General features: G+C 70.7%; 16 protein-coding genes and 1 other RNA gene. 6 read left to right on the top strand and 11 right to left on the bottom strand.

What is annotated here, in order from left to right; all coding sequences use genetic code 11:
- Positions 1 to 8: 8 nt before the first annotated feature.
- Positions 9 to 1,484 carry an amidase gene (locus FHP08_RS01025; RefSeq protein WP_147702444.1) on the bottom strand — a complete coding sequence of 492 codons (1,476 nt, stop codon included), beginning with the start codon at positions 1,482 to 1,484 and terminating at the stop codon, positions 9 to 11.
- A 157-nt stretch (positions 1,485 to 1,641) separates the two neighbouring features.
- Here FHP08_RS01025 and FHP08_RS01020 point away from each other — a divergent pair, with 157 nt between their 5' ends.
- On the top strand, positions 1,642 to 2,610 hold the full coding sequence (locus FHP08_RS01020; protein ID WP_147702443.1) for a threonine dehydratase: 969 nt from the start codon (positions 1,642 to 1,644) through the stop codon (positions 2,608 to 2,610).
- Between the two features lie 31 nt (positions 2,611 to 2,641).
- On the opposite strand, the gene FHP08_RS01015 is transcribed toward FHP08_RS01020, so the two are convergent.
- Positions 2,642 to 3,265: an FMN-binding negative transcriptional regulator gene (locus tag FHP08_RS01015; protein ID WP_147702442.1), complete on the bottom strand. Its 624-nt coding sequence runs from the start codon at positions 3,263 to 3,265 to the stop codon at positions 2,642 to 2,644.
- Positions 3,266 to 3,467: 202 nt separating this feature from the next.
- Between FHP08_RS01015 and FHP08_RS01010 the strand changes: the two genes are divergently transcribed.
- Both FHP08_RS01010 and FHP08_RS01005 read left to right on the top strand, forming a co-directional pair.
- Positions 3,468 to 3,941, top strand: a complete 474-nt coding sequence (locus FHP08_RS01010) for a VOC family protein (protein WP_147702441.1) — start codon at positions 3,468 to 3,470, stop codon at positions 3,939 to 3,941.
- A complete protein-coding gene (locus tag FHP08_RS01005) occupies positions 3,934 to 5,346 on the top strand; it encodes an MATE family efflux transporter (protein ID WP_147702440.1) in 1,413 nt (470 codons plus the stop codon). Before FHP08_RS01010 ends, FHP08_RS01005 begins: the two co-directional genes overlap by 8 nt.
- A 65-nt stretch (positions 5,347 to 5,411) precedes the next feature.
- Here the strand turns inward: FHP08_RS01005 and FHP08_RS01000 are convergent, their stop codons facing one another.
- The 6 genes from FHP08_RS01000 to ssrA all read right to left on the bottom strand — a co-directional run bounded on the left by FHP08_RS01000 (position 5,412) and on the right by ssrA (position 10,418).
- Positions 5,412 to 6,545 (bottom strand): FAD-dependent oxidoreductase, encoded by a 1,134-nt coding sequence (locus FHP08_RS01000; protein ID WP_187272114.1) that lies wholly within the window; start codon positions 6,543 to 6,545, stop codon positions 5,412 to 5,414.
- A gap of 17 nt (positions 6,546 to 6,562) precedes the next feature.
- On the bottom strand, positions 6,563 to 7,174 hold the full coding sequence (locus FHP08_RS00995) for a TIGR04282 family arsenosugar biosynthesis glycosyltransferase (RefSeq protein ID WP_147702438.1): 612 nt from the start codon (positions 7,172 to 7,174) through the stop codon (positions 6,563 to 6,565).
- On the bottom strand, positions 7,171 to 7,851 hold the full coding sequence (locus FHP08_RS00990) for a TIGR04283 family arsenosugar biosynthesis glycosyltransferase (protein WP_147702437.1): 681 nt from the start codon (positions 7,849 to 7,851) through the stop codon (positions 7,171 to 7,173). Before FHP08_RS00990 ends, FHP08_RS00995 begins: the two co-directional genes overlap by 4 nt.
- Entirely contained in the window at positions 7,848 to 8,828 is a 981-nt protein-coding gene (arsS, locus tag FHP08_RS00985; protein WP_147702436.1) for an arsenosugar biosynthesis radical SAM (seleno)protein ArsS, read from the bottom strand. The genes FHP08_RS00990 and arsS overlap by 4 nt, the downstream gene beginning before the upstream one ends.
- 30 nt (positions 8,829 to 8,858) lie before the next feature.
- The gene (locus FHP08_RS00980) at positions 8,859 to 9,707 is read right to left on the bottom strand and encodes a DUF3047 domain-containing protein (protein WP_225878986.1); all 849 of its coding nucleotides are present in this window, start codon (positions 9,705 to 9,707) and stop codon (positions 8,859 to 8,861) included.
- Between the two features lie 335 nt (positions 9,708 to 10,042).
- Positions 10,043 to 10,418, bottom strand: a transfer-messenger RNA (tmRNA) gene (gene ssrA, locus FHP08_RS00975).
- Positions 10,419 to 10,557: 139 nt separating this feature from the next.
- On the opposite strand from ssrA, the gene FHP08_RS00970 reads away from it, so the two are divergent.
- Positions 10,558 to 11,253 carry a cupin domain-containing protein gene (locus tag FHP08_RS00970; RefSeq protein WP_222707789.1) on the top strand — a complete coding sequence of 232 codons (696 nt, stop codon included), beginning with the start codon at positions 10,558 to 10,560 and terminating at the stop codon, positions 11,251 to 11,253.
- On the top strand, positions 11,250 to 11,900 hold the full coding sequence (locus FHP08_RS00965; protein WP_147702434.1) for an NAD(P)H-binding protein: 651 nt from the start codon (positions 11,250 to 11,252) through the stop codon (positions 11,898 to 11,900). The genes FHP08_RS00970 and FHP08_RS00965 overlap by 4 nt, the downstream gene beginning before the upstream one ends.
- Before the next feature lie 43 nt (positions 11,901 to 11,943).
- Here the strand turns inward: FHP08_RS00965 and FHP08_RS00960 are convergent, their stop codons facing one another.
- Positions 11,944 to 12,942 carry a Bug family tripartite tricarboxylate transporter substrate binding protein gene (locus tag FHP08_RS00960; protein WP_147702433.1) on the bottom strand — a complete coding sequence of 333 codons (999 nt, stop codon included), beginning with the start codon at positions 12,940 to 12,942 and terminating at the stop codon, positions 11,944 to 11,946.
- A 71-nt stretch (positions 12,943 to 13,013) separates the two neighbouring features.
- On the opposite strand from FHP08_RS00960, the gene FHP08_RS00955 reads away from it, so the two are divergent.
- Positions 13,014 to 14,792 (top strand): acyl-CoA dehydrogenase family protein, encoded by a 1,779-nt coding sequence (locus tag FHP08_RS00955; protein ID WP_225878985.1) that lies wholly within the window; start codon positions 13,014 to 13,016, stop codon positions 14,790 to 14,792.
- Here the strand turns inward: FHP08_RS00955 and FHP08_RS00950 are convergent.
- Both FHP08_RS00950 and ubiG read right to left on the bottom strand, forming a co-directional pair.
- Positions 14,711 to 15,427 (bottom strand): HAD-IA family hydrolase, encoded by a 717-nt coding sequence (locus FHP08_RS00950; RefSeq protein ID WP_147702432.1) that lies wholly within the window; start codon positions 15,425 to 15,427, stop codon positions 14,711 to 14,713. The two genes, FHP08_RS00955 and FHP08_RS00950, sit on opposite strands and share 82 nt — an antisense overlap.
- A complete protein-coding gene (gene ubiG, locus FHP08_RS00945; RefSeq protein ID WP_225878984.1) occupies positions 15,424 to 16,161 on the bottom strand; it encodes a bifunctional 2-polyprenyl-6-hydroxyphenol methylase/3-demethylubiquinol 3-O-methyltransferase UbiG in 738 nt (245 codons plus the stop codon). The genes FHP08_RS00950 and ubiG overlap by 4 nt, the downstream gene beginning before the upstream one ends.
- Between the last annotated feature and the right edge of the window lie 34 nt (positions 16,162 to 16,195).

The raw sequence follows: 16,195 nt of genomic DNA, 5'->3' as shown, positions 1-16,195 counted from the left end.
CCTTCGGGTCAGGGGTTCGCGACGTGCACGCCCGGCCGGCGACCGTCGTTCCAGCGGCCGCCGAGCGCGCGCTCGACCTGCGCGGCCAGCTGCAGCAGCAGGCCGTCGTTGGCCTGCCCGGCCTGGGCATGGACGCCGAGCGGCAGGCCGCTCTCCTGCCAGGCCATCGGCAGCGAGATGCCGGGGATGCCGCACAGGTTGGTGAGCGGCGTGTAGGCGAAGTTGCGCCACAGGTTCTCGAACCAGTCGTGCACCGACGGGTTGTCGCTGATCGTCAGGTAATCGGTGGTGCCGATGGGCGGCGTGGGCAGCGCGGTGATCGGCGTCAGCACGATGTCCCACTGCCCGAAGAATTCGCCGAAGCCGCGCGAGGTGGTGTTGAACGCCGCCTGCATCCGGAAGCGCTCGGTGTAGCTCGTCTTCATGCCGAGTTCCCAGACACGGATGCACATCGGCTCGACCAGGTCGGGCGACGGCCGGGCCAGGCCGCGCGCGGCGAGCAGGCTCGAGATCGTCTGCGCGAAGTTGCTGATGTAGCACAGGGTCTGGGCCTGGAAGGCGGCGCGGTAGTCGATGTCGGGCTTCGCCCATTCCACGCGGTGGCCCAGCCCTTCGAGGAAACGGCCGGCACGCTCGAGCTCGGCCACGATGTGCGGCGTGGCGCGGTAGTCGCCCCATTCGTGCGACAGCGCGATGCGCAGGGGCGGCGGGTCGCGCCGGATCAGCTCGACATACGGTTCGTCGGCCTTCCAGTAGGGCATGAACTCGCCCGGCGCGCCGCCGCGGCACTGGTCGACGAAGGCGGCGGTGTCGCGCACGGTGCGGCTCTGGCAGCCCTGCGTGGACACGTAACCGCTGATGTCCGACAACCGCGGCGCAGTCGAGAACACGCCGCGCGAGGGCTTGAGCCCGATGTTGCCGTTGGCGCCCGCCGGGATGCGGATCGAACCGCCGCCGTCGGTGGCGTGCGACAGCGGCAGGACACCCGCGGCCACCGCCGCCGCGGTGCCGGCCGACGAGCCGTTGGTCGTGTACTCCAGGTTCCACGGGTTGCGCGTCACGTAGACCGCCGGGTTCTCGGCGGAGCTGCACAGCCCGAACTCGGGCGTGGTGGTGCGGCCGATCAGGTTCAGGCCCGCCTGGCGCATCCTGACGGTCAGGAAGGCGTCGGCGTTGGCGCGGTTGCCGCGCATCAGCCGCGAGCCCATTTCCTGCAGCCGGCCCTTCAGCGTGGGGCCCAGGTCCTTCATCAGGAAGGGCACGCCGGCGAAGAAGCCGTCGGGATTCATGCCGTCCGCAAGCGGGTCGGCGACCACCTCGTCGAAGACCTCGATGACGGCGCTCACCTGCGGATTGACCCGCTCGATCGCGGCGGCGGCCTGGGCGGCGAGCTCGGCGGGCGTGAGCTCGCGCTTGCGCACGCGCTCGGCGAGCGCGGTCGCGTCGTGCGCGGCCCACTCGTCCCAGGTCATGGGGAGGGTCATTCGGGGTGTCCTCGTGCTGGCTGTCCAGAAGCGCGTTCAGCCGCAAGTATGCATCCCGGCCGACGGCGCCCGGGTCCGATTCCGGCGCTAAGATCTGCGTCGATGCCGCACGCGGGACTCGTGGCGTCGCCGCCTGTGGACATCCGGGGGAACGAGAATGAACTTCAGCCGCGAGGAATTCGAAGCCGCTCGAGCCATCGTCCGGCCCGTCGTCCCGCCGACTCCGCAGTACGCCTGGCCGCTGCTGCGTGAGCGCCTGGGCATGCCGGTCTGGGTCAAGCACGAGAACCACACGCCGGCCGGCGCGTTCAAGCTGCGCGGCGGCCTCGTGTATTTCGACGCGCTGGCGCGCGAACACTCGGGGGTCACGCGCGTGATCTCGGCCACTCGCGGCAACCACGGCCAGTCGGTCGCCTGGGGCGCGCGCCGCCACGGCCTGGAGGCCACGATCGTGGTGCCGCGCGGCAACTCCACCGAGAAGAACGCCGCGATGCGCGCGCTGGGCGCGGAACTGGTCGAGCACGGCGCCGACTTCCAGGCGGCGCGCGAGCGCGCGATCGAACTGGCCCGGGAGCAGGCGATGCACATGGTGCCGTCCTTCCACCGTGGGCTCGTGCTGGGGGTGTCCACCTACTGGCTCGAGTTCTTCGAAAGCTTCGAGCGCGGCGAGGAGCCCGAGGTGGTCTACGTGCCGATCGGGCTGGGGTCGGGCTTCTGCGCGGCGGCTGCGGCGCGGGCCTTCTGCGGCGCCCGATCGAAGCTGGTGGGCGTGGTCTCGGCGCACGCGACGACTTACCTGGATTCGTTCCGGGCGGGCAGGGTCGTGGAGGCGCCGGTGACCACCGAGCTGGCCGACGGGCTGGCCTGCCGCGTCGCCGAACCGCAGGCGCTGGAGATCGTGCGGAAGGAGGCCGACGACATCGTGGCCGTCACCGACGACGAGGTGGCCGAGGCCATGCGCATCCTGTTCTCCGACACGCACAACGTGGCCGAAGGCGCGGGCGCGGCGGCGCTGGCCGCCGCGATCCGCGAGCGCGGCCGCACGGGCGGGCGCGCGGTCGGCTTCGCGCTGACCGGGGGGAACGTCGACACCGGTGTCTTCGCGCGGGTGCTGGCCGGGGCGTAGCGCCGCGGCCGGCAGGCCGAGGGACCGAAGTTCAGCCGGCCGCGCGCATCGACTGCGCGAGTTCGTCGAAGCCGCGCGCGGCCAGCGTGTCGGCGGCGCCGAGCCGATCGCGGGCTTCCTTGTTCTGGCTGAGCTTTCGCTTGCCCACCAGCGAGGTGACGGCGATCTCGATGCCCACGATGTTGCGCAGCATGCCATCGATGAACTCGGGCGCGGAGTCGCCCATCTTCCACGGCTTCGGCTCGGCGGCCTCGTGGCGGCGGGTCAGGCGCGCGACGATGCGCCGCACGAAGCGCTCGTCGTCGTGAACGGTAAGCGTGCCGTGCGCGTGCACCACCTCGTAGTTCCAGGTCGGCACCTGGCGATGGGCCTCGTGCTTGCTCGGGTACCAGTTGGGCGACACGTAGGACTGCGCGCCGCGGAACACGACCATCACCGGCGTGCCGCTGGGGCAGCGCTGCCACACCGGGTTGGCGCGGGCCACGTGGGCGGACAGCATGCCGAGCCCGTCTTCGCCGGGGTCGTACTCGAACGGGATGTGATCGGCGTCGAGGCCGTGACTTCCGTGGGTGACCAGCATGCCCAGCGGGTGCTCGCAGATGATGCGCTGCAATTCCTCGGGCCGGGTTTCGGCGAAGTGGGCGGGGAGGTACATGGCGGTCGACGGGCTCGGAGTGGCTGGGAGATCGCCCACTATCGCGCAGGACCTGCAAGATCGGAAGATCTTGTCGCACGAGTGCGCTGGCGATAGCATTCAGCCTTTAAGTTGATATCAACTCATGCAACGCACATTCCGATATCCAGGCATGAACCTGGATTGACAGGGCCTTCCATTCTCCGCTGCGAAGGGAGCGACCATGCACAAGAACACGATCTGCCTCTGGTTCGACAAGGACGCCGAGGATGCCGCTCGTTTCTATGCCGCGACATTCCCCGACAGCCGGGTGACTGCCGTCCGTCGGGCGCCCGCCGACTACCCGTCCGGCAAGGCTGGCGACGTGCTGACCGTCGAGTTCACGGTCGCGGGCATCCCCTGCCTCGGCCTCAACGGCGGACCGGCCTTCCGGCAGACCGAGGCGTTTTCGTTCCAGATCGCCACCGACGACCAGGAAGAAACCGACCGCTACTGGAATGCCATCGTGGGCAACGGCGGCGCGGAGAGCGCCTGCGGTTGGTGCAAGGACCGGTGGGGTGTTTCCTGGCAGATCACCCCGCGGGTGCTGACCGATGCGATGGCGGCAGGGGGCGAGGAAGCAAGACGGGCCTTCGAAGCCATGATGACGATGAAGAAGATCGACGTCGCGGCCATCGAGGCCGCCCGGCATGGCTGACAGTTCGGCCGCGGCGACGCAGCCATCGGTCTGGGCCGATCTGCGCGCCGCCCTGCGCGGCAGTAACGCCGACTACACCCGCATTCCGCTCGAGCGCGCGGTGTTCCTGCTCGCCGTGCCGATGATGCTCGAGCTGGTGCTCGAATCCACCTTCGCGGTGGTCGACATCTTCTTCGTCGCCCGGCTCGGCGCGTCGGCGGTGGCGACGGTGGGGCTGACCGAGACCTATCTCTTCCTGCTCTACTCGATCGCCATGGGTCTGGCGATGGCGGTCACCGCCGTCGTGGCGCGGCGCATCGGCGAAGCGCGCGGCGAAGAGGCAGCGCTGTCGGCGGTGCAGGCGATCCTGCTGGCGGTGGGGATATCTCTGCCGTTCGCGCTCGTCGGCATCGTCTGGGCGCAGGACCTGCTGCGCCTGATGGGAGCGGACGCCTGGGCCGTCGAGCATGGCCATCGCTACACCCAATGGATGCTCGGCGGCAACGCCGTGATCATGCTGCTCTTCGTCGTGAATGCGATCTTTCGCGGCGCGGGGGATGCGGCGGCAGCCATGCGCGTCCTGTGGGTGGCCAACGCGCTGAACATCGTGCTCGACCCCGTGCTGATCTTCGGCATGGGCCCGATTCCGGCCATGGGCATCGAGGGCGCGGCGATCGCCACCAATCTCGGTCGCGGCGCGGGCGTGCTGATGCAGCTGTGGATCCTGTCGCGTGGCAGCGAGCATCTGCGCGTGGCGCGGCGACACTTGCGACTGGAGATCGGCACGCTGTTGCAGATCGCGCGCACCTCGCTCGGCGGCATCGGCCAGATGATCGTCTCGATGACCGCGTGGATCTTCCTCATGCGCATCCTGGCCAGCGTCTCGACCGAGGCGGTGGCGGGCGCAACGATCGCCATGCGCGTGATGATGTTCACCCTCATGCCGGCCTGGGGCATGTCCAATGCCGCCGCGACCCTGGTCGGTCAGAACCTCGGCGCGGGCGAGCCGACGCGGGCCGAGGCCGCGGTGTGGCGCATCGGCTGGATGACCATGGCGTTCACGCTGGCGGTGTCGGTGGCGTTTCTCTTCTGGCACGACGGCATCGTCGGCCTGTTCACCGACGACGCCGCTGTCATCCGCGTCGGCGGCGAGTGGCTCTCGATCCTCGCGTACTCCTACTTCGTCTACGGGTGGTGGATGGTCGCCGTGCAGGCCTTCAACGGCGCGGGCGACACGATGACGCCGACGTGGATCAACCTCGTGTTCTTCTGGCTGATCCAGATTCCGCTTGCGTGGGCGCTGGCCGTGCCGCTCGAACTGGCGCACAGCGGCGTGTTCTGGGGCGTGTTCGTCTCGGAAACGACAGCGGGCCTGTTCACCTTGTGGCTCTTCTCCAGGGGGCGGTGGAAGGCGGTGAAGGTCTGACGGTCGCCGGCGCAGCGCCTGTCCGGTCGGGAATCGGACTTGCCGGGGCGCGGCTCGGCGGAAGCTCAGGACCCGGCCTGGGACGAAAATCGCCGGATGAAGCCACGATCGATCCGGTCCTTCAGGCGCCAGGCCCACCGGCCCGACAGGCTCCAGGCGCCCCGCGAGGCGATCGCACGGCCATCGGCGGTCGCCAGCAGCGACAGGAAAGCGGTCTGCGGCCGGTACGGTCGCAAGGGTCGACCCGCGAGCGACGCCTGCAGGTTGTGGAGCAGCACGGGCCCCATGCGCACCGCGAAGACCCCCGCCTTGGGCAAGGGGCGAAGCCACTGTGCGCAATCGCCCGCGGCAAGGACATCGGGGTGAGACACCGAACGCAGGGTCTCGTCCACTTGCACGAAGCCCTCGGGGCTCACCGCGAGCTCGCCGCGGCATTGCGGGTCGCGCTGCCACGCATGGGCTTGCGCGCCCGTGGCCCACAACACCAGGTCGGCACCTTGCCCGGCCTCGCCGGACCAGTCGGAGCCCGCTTGCAGGCTCACGTTCGCCTCGCTCAGCGCGCGCATCGCCGCCCGCTGAGCGGCGGCGGGATGACCGGGCAGGACATCGGGGCTGCGGGTCAGCAGGGTTCCCTCCACACGCCGCCCGGGCCGCAGGTCGCGCAGGCGCCGCAGCACCGCGAGCAGCGACTCGAAGCCGGCGGCGCCGCCACCCACCGCAGTGATCCGGAAGGGCTGATCGCGATCGTCGTCGCGCCACTGCGCGAGCAGCAGCCCGTAGCGTTCCCGAAGCTCGGCCAGCGGGCGCATGGGCAGGACCCGGGCGCTGAAGTCACCGGCGGGCGGCGTCAGCGTCGAGCCCACGTTGAGCGACAGGAGGTCGTACCGGAGCCGCTCCCCGTTGCTCAGCTCGAGATGCCGGTGTCGAGGGTCGAGACGAAGCAGTTCGGCCGGCACCCAGCGGGCGCCCGCCCGCTCGCACAGCGAGGAGAAATCGATGACGATGTCGTCGAAGTCGTAGGTGCCCGCCAGCCAGCCCGGCACCATGCCGGAGTACGGCGCCAGCGCATGCGGGGAGACGACCACCAGCTCGACGCCGGGCAACGGTGATTCGGCCCATCCTTTCAGTACCTGGGCATGAGCGTGACCCGCGCCGACCAGCAGCAGACGCCTGCTGATCGGATTCGCGCCCGCGCTCATCTGACTCGCGCCTGCGCTCATCGCCAGGCCGCCGGCAGGTGAACCAGGTCCGGCGGTTCGTCGATGTCGGCCACGGGCTCCAGTTCGACCCACTCGACGCCCGCCTGGCGGGCCCGCGCCCGGGTCTCGGCCATCACGCGCGGCGTGCTCCAGGGCATGCCGTGGAACAACGCCGGCAGGGGTCGGGTGAGTCCCACCAGCGCGTAGCCGCCGTCCAGCGCCGGCACGAACACCGCTTCGTGGCGCGCCAGGGCCTGCTCGGCATCCTGCAGCGTGGCCGAAGTGATGGCCGGCGCGTCGGTGCCGATCAGCAAGGCCTTGCGGTGAGTGGCCAGGGCCCGCGTGAGCGCCCGGTGCATCCGTTCGCCCAGGTCGCCGTCACCCTGGAGCGTCAGGCGCAGGCGGCCTCCGGTGTCCGAAACGGCCTGCGCGAAGGCGGGGTGCCGGGTGTCGGGGGACACGCAGAGTTCCCAGTGATCCGCGGACAAGCCGCCGGCCTCGCGCAAGGCGTGGTCCAGCAGTCGCCGCGCCAGCCAGGCAGCGCCTTCGGCCCCCAGGGCCGGGATCAATCGGGTCTTGGCCTGGCCCGCCACCGGCGCCTTGGCGAAGACGATCAGCGCGGTGCTCACCGGTAGGCCGCCGCCAGCCGGTGGGCGGACTCGCCGCGCCAGTAGCGCCAGCGCAGGCGCCACATCAGGAAGATCGTGCGCCACACGCCCCGTGACTCCCAGCGCCGGCCCGAGGTGATCGCGCGCGCCGGCAGGCAGGCCGGGGCGCAGACCCGGCGCAAGCGTCGCGACAGCTCGATGTCCTCCATCAGGGGCTGGTCCGGGAAACCGCCGATCCGCTGGAACAATTCGCGCCGCACGAACATGCCCTGGTCGCCGGTGGCGATGCCCGTCAGGCGGGAGCGCAAGTTCATGAGCCGGGCCACCACCCGCAGCATCGGGTGCCGGCCCGCGATGCGAACGTCGAAGCGCCCCCAGTCGCGCCCGCCGGCCACGGCCCGAAGGACGTGCCGGTCCGCCTCCGCAGGCAGGATCGTGTCGGCGTGCAGGAAAAGCAGCACCTCGCCCCGGGCCGCGGCGGCGCCGGCGTTCATCTGCCGCGCGCGGCCCCGCGGGGCGTCGAGGACCGCATCGGCCTCGGCGCGCGCGAGGGCCACGGTGCCGTCCTGGCTGCCGCCGTCGACCACGATGAGCTCGACGCCTCGGTGACGCAAGGGGGCCAGGGCAGCCAGCGTGGCCTCGATCTGCCCGGCCTCGTCGAGCACCGGCACGACGATCGACAGTGCGGGTCGCGTCACCGCGCGGTCCCCGCGCCCTCCAGGGCGCCGCCGCAACTGCTGCCTTGCCCGGCCGTGCAGCCGTAGCAGTGGTCCGCCACGCGGATCGGCGCGCCGTCGCCGTCGGTCTCGAGCAAGTCGCGCAGGTGGGGCCTCGCCTTGCCGGCGAGCGAGGCGGGCAGGCCCAGCATCTGGTTGAAATCGCAATCGTGCAGGTAGCCCTGCCAGTCCACGCTGACGAGGTTGCGGCACATGACCGTGTCGAGGTTCTCGGCCCGGTACGAGGACTTGAGCAACTGCATGTAGGTCTCGAAGCTGCCCTGGCTCAGCAGCGTGCTCCCGAAGCGCTGCACCGGCATGTTGGTCAGCGCGAACAACCGGTTGAACCGGATGCCGAAGTGCTCGAACAGCTCACGCTTGTAGTCTTCCTCCAGCGGCCCCTGCGGCGGGGGCAGCACCGGGCCCTGCGGGTTGTAGACCAGGTTCAGCACGAGGCCGGACCCCGGCTGTCCATATCCGAGGGCATTGAGCGACTGCAGGCCGGCGATGCTGCGCTCGAACACCCCATCGCCGCGCTGCCGGTCCACGTTGGCCGCCGAATAGCACGGCAACGAGGCGGTGACCTCGACGCCTTGCCCGGCGAGGAAGGCGGCCAGGTCGTCCTGCCCGGGCTCGCTCAGGATGGTGAGGTTGCAGCGGTCGATGACGCGCACGCCCAGCGCGCGCGCGCCGCGAACCAGGCCCCGGAAGTGCCGGTTGAGCTCGGGCGCGCCACCGGTGAGGTCAAGCGTTCCCATGCGCCTGGCCTCGAGCACCTGCAGCACGAGGCGTGTCGTCGGCTCGTCCATCGCCTCGGTGCGGTGCGGTCCGGCGTTGACGTGGCAATGCACGCAGGTCTGGTTGCACCGGTAGCCCAGGTTCACCTGCAGGGTGTCGATGGGCTTGCGGCGCAGCGACGGGAACTGCGTGTGAACCAGCAGGGGGAGTGTCGGTCTCATCGATTCCGTTGGTTGTCCGCGAGCGGTCTGTCAGGAAGGCGCCCGACACGGGCTCCCCTCCTGAACGAAATGGAAGTCGGCGAATCCGGCATGGGCGGACGTGCCGGTGTTGTCCGTGTCCGCGGTCACCGCCAACTGCACGGCGCGCGCGCCCGGTACGAACAGGCGGGAGACGTCGGTGTTCACGTTGCGGCGCTCCCACACCCATTGGCCGGCCTCTGCATCGCCGGTGCGCAGGACCACCATCATCGCCCGGTCGGTATAGGCATTGGCCTGCTCGGTGCCCGGCGGGTTGCGGTTGTCCCAGACGTAGTTGACGGCGGCATCGGGCAGGTCCGGCCCCCAGACAGCGCGGGCCAGGGCCAGCCTGGCCTTCAGTCCGAAGCTCATCGTGGCGTCGGGCAGCTCGAAGCTCACGTACACGCGGGCCGCATAGTCGTCGCCTTGTCGCTGGCGCATGTCCGCCTCGGCGATCGAGGCAGCCACGCGCCAGCGCCAGCACAGTACGGGCGTGGCCTTGAGGTCCACATCCAGGGGGCGGGCCATCAGGGACATGCTGGAGGCCGATCTCACCTCCAGGGCCTGGACGCCGTCCCACTCGCGGTACTGGAATTCGTTGGGGGTCAGGTCGGGCTCGAGGCGGACTTCGCGCCAGGCATCGTGATCCTGGGCGAATCGGCCGACCCAGGCCACCGGCTCTGCGGCGGTGCCGGGGCTCGCGGCGCGAGCGATTCCGCAGGGGATGCCGGCTGCGAGCAGCATTGCCAGACCCACGATGCGGCTGGCCGGCAGGCGAGGGCGGGCCGTCGGGCTGACCGAGCGGGATGGCTTCAGTGCGTGAGAGGCGACCGGGCGCATCGGGCCGTCGGGGTCGGTCATGGAAGGCGCGGCGCCCGCTTCGTTGCCTCTTCGAACGGGGCCCGGAGCGTGGTGATCGGGGTGATTGAAGGCATGTCCTTGGTGGGGAACGTATCACAGGGACTTACACCGATACGGACGCAGGGGCAGCGCGTGGTCGGACGGCTTCTCGCGTGCCTGGCTCGCCCCCAGGAGCCTCGCGCGAGTACGCGCTCGTCGTTCGCGCGGCGCGGCGCATGCGCCGCGAAACCCCGCGCTCACCGTCGGTGCCGGACGCGGATTCGGTTCCCGCGAGAGTCCCGTCGTGTGAAAGCAAAACGGGCCGCCCCTTTCGGGGCAGCCCGTTTTGCTTTCAATGGTGGAGCCGGCGGGAATCGAACCCGCGTCCGCAAGTCCTCTACGACCAGTTCTACATGCGTAGTCGCTCTATTTGGATCTCGGTGGGCGATTAGCCGAACGACAGGCCGCCGCACACCCAGTCACCTTGAGTTTCGCGCCTGGACCAAGTGACCCGGCCCGGGCGCTATCCGACTGAAGTTACACCGCAGCCCTTCCGGTTGCCCGGTCAGGCCCAGCCCGTCGGCTGACTGTTGCGGCGCTCGCGGGGTTTAAGCCGCGAGAGCGAAACGCTCGTCGTTGGCGTTTGTAGATTTGCCAAAGGATTTACGAGGACTTGGCGCCTCGGCATGCCCTGTGCCGCTTCGCTACCCACGTCGAAACCAGGTCGGCCCCGGGTGTTCAGCGTTGCTGCTACAGCAACTCGTTCATCATCTCACATATGGCGACTCGAGGTCCGGTTTCGAGTCGCCGGTCTGCTGACAATTGCGTGCATCGGCTCGGCCGCGCACTTTCCCGACATGGGGGTTTCCGCTTGGATTTCAATGCCGATTTCTCGCTTCGCGTCGTGCAGGCGCCGGACCGGGCCGAGTGGGTGCCGTCCCCGCTGCCGGGCGTCGGGCGCCGGATGCTGGACCGAGTGGGCGGCGAGGTCGCCCGCGCGACCAGCATCGTCCGCTACGCGCCGGGCAGCAGCTTCTCGAGGCACGTGCACGGCGGCGGGGAGGAGATCCTGGTGCTCGACGGGGTGTTCTCGGACGAGTCGGGCGACCATCCGGCCGGGGCCTACCTGCGCAATCCGCCGGGCACGGCGCATGCGCCGTTCTCTCGCGAGGGCTGCACGATCTTCGTGAAGCTCTGGCAGTTCGCGGCCGACGACCTGGTGCCGGTGCGCGTCGACACCCGCAGCGCCCCCTGGCATCCGGGGCTGGTGCCGGGCCTGTCGGTGATGCCGCTGCACGAACACGACGGCGTGAGCACGGCGCTGGTCCGCTGGGCGCCGGACACGCGATTCCAGCGCCACGCGCATCCGGGGGGCGAGGAGATCCTGGTGCTGCAAGGGCTGTTCGTGGACGAGCACGGGGCGTATCCGGCCGGTTCCTGGCTGCGCAGCCCACGCTGGAGCAGCCACGCGCCGCATGCGGGCCCGGAAGGGGCGCTGATCTACGTGAAGGTCGGGCACCTGGGGGCGCCCTTCATGCCGCTGCCGGTGGAACCGGCCCTCCGGTGACGACCGTCCTGCTGCTGGGCGCCACCGGCCAGGTCGGCGGGCAGGTGCTTCGCCTCGCGCTGGCGCACCCCCAGGTGTCCCGGGTCGTGGCGCCCACGCGCCGGCCGCTGGCCGTGCCCGCTGCGGGGCGGCTGCAGAATCCGGTCGTGGACTTCGAGCGCCTGCCGCCCGATGCCGACTGGTGGCGTGCCGATGCCGCACTCTGCGCGCTGGGCACCACGATGAAGCTCGCCGGCTCGCAGGCGGCATTCCGGCGGGTGGACCACGACTACGTGCTCGAGGCCGCCGGGCTCGCGCGCCAGGCCGGCACGCCGGTCTTCGTGCAGAACTCGTCCCTGGGCGCCGATCCGGATTCGCGCAGTTTCTACCTGCGGGTGAAGGGCGAGGCCGAGCGCGACGTGCGGACGATCGGTTTCGACTCGCTGACCATCGTGCGGCCATCGCTGCTCGATGCGGGGCCGAGGCCGGACTTCCGCCTCGGCGAAGCCCTGGGGCTGGCCGCGGCGAGGCTGCTGAGGCCGCTGATTCCGCCTCGCTACCGGCCGGTGGCTGCCGCGGCGGTGGCGAGGGTCATGCTCGACGCCGCGCTGCGAGCCGAGCCGGGCACCCGGGTGATCGAGTCCGAGGCCCTCGCCGGCACGCGCTGAAGCCCTGCAAGGAACGGGAGCGGCATGGCGCCGCCCGGGTCCCTCACTGCTTGCCGATCCGCTGCACGACGCCCGCCATCACCCTGGCATCCTCGGCCACGAACTTCGCGAATTCGGGTGCGTCCAGGTACTGGATCGGCGTGCCGGCGGTGCCGATCGTGCGGATCACCTTCTCGTCGGTGGCGGCCTTGCGGGCGGCATCGCGCAGCCTGGCGATCACCGGTTCCGGCGTGCCCGCGGGCGCGAACAGGCCGGCCCATTGCGAGAAGGTCACCTTGGCGCCCAGCTCGGTCAGGCTGGGCACGTCCGGCAGGGCGGCGAGCCGGCCGGTGCCCCAGTGCGCCAGCACGCGCAGCTTGCCGGCCTTCACGTGCTGGACGACGGTGGCCGGGCCGGTGGCCAGCGCGTCGACCTGCTCGCCGAGCAGGCCCACGATCGCGGGGCCGGCGCCGGTGTAGGGCACGTGGACCATGAATGTGCCGGTGGCCTGCTTGAGCATCTCCATCGGAACATGCATCGTGCCGTAGTTGCCCGAGGAGCCGAAGGTGATCGCGCCGGGCTTGGCCCTGGCGTGGGCGATGAAGTCGGCGTAGGTCTTCCACGGGCTGTCCGCGCGCACCGCCAGCACCGTGGGGTCGGCGGTGAAGCGGGCGATCGGCACCAGCTGGTTCAGCTGGTACATCGGCGACCGATTCAGGATCTTGTCGGCCTCGGGGATGATCGTGATCGACGACAGGGCCAGCAGCAGCGTGTAGCCGTCCGGCGTAGATTTGGCTGCGTGGGCCATGCCGATGCCGCCGCCGGCGCCGGACTTGTTCTCGACGACCACCGACTGCCCCAGGTAGCGGCCCAGCGCATCGGCAACCGGACGACCCACCGTGTCGGCCACGCCGCCCGGCGGGAAGGGCACCACCATCGTGATCGCGCGCGACGGGTAGTCCTGCGCGAGTGCAGGGCCCGACAAGGGGGCGAGGGCGGCGATGGCTGCGGCGCCGGCGAGCGCGACGCTCAGTGCGCGACGGCTGGGGGATTTTGCCTGCATCATGAGGGTCTCCTGATTCGTTGTCGGACCGCGCCCGCGAGCGACTGCGAGGCGGCGCGCCGCAACGGATGATGGCACAACCGATCGCGGGAGGAAGCGCGATGCTCACGCACGAGGTGTTCAACCAGCCCGATCCCTTGGCCGATCTGGATCTCTTCGGATCCGACCGGGCGCTGGCCGAGGCCGTGGGTCGCGTGGACCCGCAGGCCTGCCCGGCGCTGTCCGCTTTGGGCCGCCGCCTCGGCGCCGCCGACACGCTGGATCTCGGTCGCCAGGCCAACGCTTACCCGCCGATGCTGCGCAGCTTCGATCGGTTCGGCCGGCGCATCGACGAGGTGGAGTTCCATCCGGCCTGGCACGCGCTGATGGGCATGCTGAGGGCCGAGGGCCTTCACGCGGCGACCTGGACCGCGGCCGACGGCTCGGGCTTCGTCGGCCCGGGGCGAAAGCCCGTCGACAGCCACCTGATGCGCGCCGCGAAGTACCTGTTGTTCTCGCAGGTCGAGAACGGCACGCAGTGCCCGGTGACGATGACCTGGGCCGCCATTCCCCTCATGGCCGGACAGCCGGCGCTGGCGCAGGACTGGTTGCCCAAGCTGCTGTCGCGCGACTACGACCCTCGCTTTCGCCCGCTGGCCGATCGCGGTTCGGCGCTGCTGGGCATGGGCATGACCGAGAAGCAGGGCGGTTCCGATGTTCGCAGCAACACCACGCGCGCCGAGCGCGCGCCGGCATCCGAGTTCGGCGATCGCTGGGGCGAGCCCTTCCGGCTCACCGGCCACAAGTGGTTCATGTCGGCGCCGATGTGCGACGGTTTCCTGGTGCTCGCACAGGCGGACGGCGGCGGGCTGTCCTGCTTCCTGGTGCCGCGCTGGCTGCCCGACGGGCGCCTGAACGCGCTTCACTTCCAGCGGCTCAAGGACAAGCTCGGCAACCGCTCGAACGCCTCGTCGGAGGTGGAGTTCGACGGCACCGCCGCCTTCCTGGTCGGCGAGATCGGGCGCGGCATCCCGACCATCCTCGAGATGGCTTCGCTCACCCGGCTCGACTGCGCGATCGCCTCGGCCGGCATGATGCGGCGGGCGGTCGCCGAGGCGCTGCATCACGCGGCGCGGCGGGAGGCCTTCGGACGGCCCCTGGCCCGCCAGCCGCTGATGGCCAACGTGCTGGCCGACCTGGCGCTGGAGTCCGAATCGGCGATGCGCTGGGCACTGCGGCTGGCGGCGATGCTCGATGCACGGGCCTGCAACCCGGCGGCCGACGCGCTGCTACGGATCGGCACGCCGCTGGCCAAGTACTGGATCTGCCGGCGCGGCCCCGCGCTGGCCTTCGAGGCGATGGAGGTGCTCGGAGGCAACGGTTATGTCGAAGAGGCGCCGCTCGCGCGCCTGTACCGGGAGTTGCCGGTCAATTCGATCTGGGAGGGATCGGGCAACGTGATGTGCCTGGACCTGCTGCGCGCGCTCGCGCGCGAGCCGGGCTGCGCCGAGGCGCTGTCGGCCGAGCTGGCCGCGGCGCTAGGCAGGCTGCCGGCCTACGACCGCTTCGCGTCGCCGCTGATCGAGCGGCTCGAAGCGCTGCGCGCGGGCCCCGCCGGCCCTGCGGAGCGCAGCGAGACGGCGGCCCTCCTGGATCCGTTCGGCGCGCGGCGACTCGCCGGCGATCTCGCGCGGGCCTGGCAGGCCGCGGTCATGATCGGCGACGCGCCAGCCGGGGTCGCGGCGGCCTTTTGCGCCGGGCGCCTGGACCCGACTCGCGCAGCCGGCGATCAGGCCTTCGGAACCTTGCCCATGGAGATCGACGCGGCGGCGCTCGTGGCCCGCGCGATGCCCAGTTCGGCGAGCAGCTGAAGCGGCGTTTCGATCAGGTGGTCCGCGCCCCATTCGGCGGGCGCCGCCGACACGCCGCAGAACCCGTAGGCCGCGGCCACGGTGCGCATCGCCGCGGCCCGTCCGGCCTCGATGTCGCGAAGATCGTCGCCCACGTAGACGCTGCAGGCAGGATCCACCGCGGCCAGCCGCGCGCCGTGCAGCAGCGGTTCGGGGTGCGGCTTGGCGAAGGGCGTGGTGTCGCCCCCGATCGCGCAGACCGACCGAGCGCCCAGGCCGAGACCCTCGACGATGGGCCTGACGTAGCGCTCGACCTTGTTGCTGATCACTCCCCAGCGGATGCCTGCGTCGTCCAGGGCGTCGAGCACCGTGTCCATGCCCTCGAACAGGCGGGTGTGGACCAGCATCGCCTGCTCGTAGCGGGCCAGGAACTCGTCGCGCAGGGCGGCGAAGTCGTCGTCGTCGCGTTCCACGCCGAAGCCGCGCAGGATCAGCCCGCGCGCGCCCATCGACGCGAAGGGGCGCAGCGCCTCGAAGGGCAGGGGCCCGAGCCCGCGATCGGCGCGCATGGCCTGGATCGGCTCCACCAGGTCGCGCGCGGTGTCGGCCAGGGTGCCGTCGAGGTCGAAGAAGATTGCCTGCAGCATCGCGGTCATCCGGGCTTGCGAACCGCGATCGCGTAGTTGACCGACACGTCCTTCGGGTCCAGGGCGTAGATCTGGGTGATCGGGTTGTAGGTCAAGCCGGTCATCTCGACCGTCTCGAGCCCGCAGCGGCGGATGGCCGCCGCCAGCTCCGAGGGCTTGATGAACTTCCCGTATTCGTGCGTGCCGCGCGGCAGCAGCCGGAGCACGTACTCGGCGCCCACGATCGCGAACAGGAAGGACTTCGGGTTGCGATTGATCGTGGAGAAGAAGAGCCAGCCGCCCGGCTTCGCCAGCTGCGCGCAGGCGCGCACGGTGGATTCCGGGTCCGGCACGTGCTCGAGCATCTCCATGCAAGTGACCGTGTCGAAGCTGCCCGGCTGCTCGGCGGCCAGCGCCTCGGCCGAAATGCGCCGGTAGCTCACCTGCGCGCCGCTTTCCAGGGCGTGCAGCTCGGCGACCTTCAGCGGCCGGTCGGCCAGGTCGATGCCGAGCACTTCGGCGCCACGCCCGGCCATCGACTCGGCCAGGATGCCGCCGCCGCAGCCGATGTCCACGACGCGCCGGCCCTTCAGGGGCGCCAGCCGATCGATCCAGTCCAGCCTGAGCGGGTTGATCTGGTGCAGCGGCTTGAACTCGGATTCCGGGTCCCACCAGCGCGAGGCCAGGGCCGAGAACTTGGCGAGCTCGGCCGGGTCGGCGTTGGCCGGGGCGGCTTGATCGGAATGGGCGGTGTCTGCGGTCACGAAACCGATTCTAGATGACGAAAAAAAACCCCGC

The organism is Zeimonas arvi (genome assembly GCF_008039575.1).
Classification (GTDB): domain Bacteria; phylum Pseudomonadota; class Gammaproteobacteria; order Burkholderiales; family Burkholderiaceae_E; genus Zeimonas; species Zeimonas arvi.
The sequence above is the reverse complement of the archived record's forward strand: the minus strand, read 5'-3'. Positions and strand labels throughout refer to the sequence as shown.

Bases quoted from the DNA above. Each gene is read 5' to 3' on its own strand.
- FHP08_RS01010 (WP_147702441.1), top strand. From the start codon at position 3,468: ATGCACAAGAACACGATCTGCCTCTGGTTCGACAAGGACGCCGAGGAT.
- FHP08_RS01015 (WP_147702442.1), bottom strand. From the start codon at position 3,265: ATGTACCTCCCCGCCCACTTCGCCGAAACCCGGCCCGAGGAATTGCAG.
- FHP08_RS00955 (WP_225878985.1), top strand. From the start codon at position 13,014: ATGGCACAACCGATCGCGGGAGGAAGCGCGATGCTCACGCACGAGGTG.
- FHP08_RS01025 (WP_147702444.1), bottom strand. From the start codon at position 1,484: ATGACCCTCCCCATGACCTGGGACGAGTGGGCCGCGCACGACGCGACC.
- FHP08_RS01020 (WP_147702443.1), top strand. From the start codon at position 1,642: ATGAACTTCAGCCGCGAGGAATTCGAAGCCGCTCGAGCCATCGTCCGG.
- FHP08_RS00980 (WP_225878986.1), bottom strand. From the start codon at position 9,707: ATGACCGACCCCGACGGCCCGATGCGCCCGGTCGCCTCTCACGCACTG.
- FHP08_RS01005 (WP_147702440.1), top strand. From the start codon at position 3,934: ATGGCTGACAGTTCGGCCGCGGCGACGCAGCCATCGGTCTGGGCCGAT.
- arsS (WP_147702436.1), bottom strand. From the start codon at position 8,828: ATGAGACCGACACTCCCCCTGCTGGTTCACACGCAGTTCCCGTCGCTG.
- FHP08_RS01000 (WP_187272114.1), bottom strand. From the start codon at position 6,545: ATGAGCGCGGGCGCGAATCCGATCAGCAGGCGTCTGCTGCTGGTCGGC.
- FHP08_RS00950 (WP_147702432.1), bottom strand. From the start codon at position 15,427: ATGACCGCGATGCTGCAGGCAATCTTCTTCGACCTCGACGGCACCCTG.
- FHP08_RS00960 (WP_147702433.1), bottom strand. From the start codon at position 12,942: ATGCAGGCAAAATCCCCCAGCCGTCGCGCACTGAGCGTCGCGCTCGCC.